Annotated in this window: 4 protein-coding genes; all 4 read left to right on the top strand. The window is 43.4% G+C overall.

Annotation, left to right across the window (positions count from 1 at the left end; translation table 11 throughout):
* Positions 1-320 (top strand): regulatory protein GemA (locus tag EAE92_RS23985; protein WP_214069849.1); only part of this gene is annotated, 320 nt, incomplete at its 5' end.
* On the top strand, positions 317-826 hold the full coding sequence (locus EAE92_RS23980) for a hypothetical protein (RefSeq protein ID WP_214069848.1): 510 nt from the start codon (positions 317-319) through the stop codon (positions 824-826). The genes EAE92_RS23985 and EAE92_RS23980, both read left to right, overlap by 4 nt.
* A gap of 1 nt (position 827) precedes the next feature.
* Positions 828-1,292: a hypothetical protein gene (locus tag EAE92_RS23975; protein WP_214069847.1), complete on the top strand. Its 465-nt coding sequence runs from the start codon at positions 828-830 to the stop codon at positions 1,290-1,292.
* A 10-nt stretch (positions 1,293-1,302) separates the two neighbouring features.
* Positions 1,303-1,725, top strand: a complete 423-nt coding sequence (locus tag EAE92_RS23970) for a Mor transcription activator family protein (protein ID WP_214069846.1) — start codon at positions 1,303-1,305, stop codon at positions 1,723-1,725.
* Positions 1,726-1,881 lie beyond the last annotated feature (156 nt).

The raw sequence follows: 1,881 nt of genomic DNA, 5'->3' as shown, positions 1-1,881 counted from the left end.
TTAAAGGCCGTGTGCGCACGGCAGAAATTAACAAAATTCGGGCTATTTGGATCACCATGCATCAGCAGGGATTTATTGATGATGGTTCAGAGTCAGCATTGAATAAATTTGTGATGCGACAAACAGCTAAAATCAATGGTGCCGGAGTCGCAGAGGTCGGCTGGCTAACACCCACACTGGTTTATCCGGTTATTGAGAGTTTGAAAAAATGGCATCTCAGGCTGATGACCGAAAGCCTGGCAGCCCGCAAGCAACCACTGCCAGAACGCCGGGGATACGATGCGATATGTCACGCCTTTAATATGGGGAAATCATCATGAAAATAGCCCGTTGCCCAATTTGCCACTCTGACTGGCACTTAGAAGCGTTATGTGAAGATGACGCCAGCCGTCAGTTATTAAAAATGCTGTCTGAATTACCAGGCAGTTGTGCCCGGCATTTGGTGGCCTATATCGGCTTATTTCGCCGTGAGAAACAAAACCTGTCCAATAGCCGGGCATTAAAACTGGCCGGGGAAGTGTTGGCGCTTTACAAACCCGGCCGGGTGCTGGCTCATGCCTTGAGTGAAACCGTTGAACGTATCCGGGAAAAGCGGGCGCAGGGGGACAAGAAACCGTTATCCAACCACAACTACTTGAAAACTGTCTATCAGTCAGCCGAACAAGTTTTTGCACAAAGCAGCAATATCAATACACGAGAACAGCAGCAAGTTTCAGGCTCTGATAGTCGTGATGCCTATTTCAGACAAATGCAGCAATTGGGTATAGATCTTGCTAAGATTTCAGGCGGTTTAGAGTGGTTGAAAAGTCAAAGTGAGGAAACATGAGATGAAGAATATTTTATTTATTTTCTTACTATTGCCGCTTTCTGCAATAGCAAACACGAAAGATACCGTCATGGAATATATGAGGGTTAGTGCACAGTATCAGGTAAAAGTAACTGATTGGTATAAAAAGAATGATACATGGATTACTGAGTTAACAATCCACCATAACGAAAAAATGAAAGTCACAATATCGGGTGATAGGGTTGCGGTTCATTCGCATTTTTCAAAACCCATTTCAGATATGTTTTCCTCAGGTTGTGCATCAATTTCTAAGGAAATTATTCCTGAGGCGGGTTACTGGGATGAAAACGCTACTGCCAATGCCAAGGCCATCAACCAGTTATGGTCTGATAAAGATTGGCAGGAGAAGTTTCAAACTAAGACAGTAGTTATCGATAGTTGGAAGATTATTGCTATCAAAAAACCCTTAGAACTGTCATGTGTTATTGAGCCTGTATCTGTATAACGAGATAGCTATGAACCTAGAACTTTTCGACCACGACCATAAAGAACTTGGTGAATTATTAGATCAAATGGATGCCATCCCATCAGATGATCTACAGACAAAGTGGCCGCAGTTATTGGCCGATATTGTTGATCTGTTTTCTTGTGAGCTACAACGGCAAAATACCAGTAGAGACAAAGCGGAACTTGCGGCGTGTAAGCTGGCAGGTGCATTAGCTCATTACTACGGTGGCAGAGCTGTTTATTTACCTACTGGTGACACATTGAAAATCGCATTACGTGATAACCAGTTATTTAATGAATGGAGCTGTTCACGTGGTGAGGTTGTGCAGTTAGCAAAAAAATATCACCTTACCCATTCGACGGTATATGCTATTCTGCGTCAGCAATTAGCACTCCACCGTAAACGTTATCAAGGTGAGCTTTTCAAGTAATCACCTGTTCTGATGGGGTTTGTTTGACCTCCCACAAACCCAATTGTCCCGCCTAAAACATGATGATGAGCTACCGATTATCAACAACAGGTAGCCATCATGACTTACCCTTACCGTTACAGCGTTTCCTTTATCCATGCTATCCATTACTTACTG

Source organism: Photorhabdus hainanensis (assembly GCF_018448965.1).
In the GTDB taxonomy this organism is placed as follows: Bacteria; Pseudomonadota; Gammaproteobacteria; order Enterobacterales; family Enterobacteriaceae; genus Photorhabdus; species Photorhabdus akhurstii.
The sequence above is the reverse complement of the archived record's forward strand: the minus strand, read 5'-3'. Positions and strand labels throughout refer to the sequence as shown.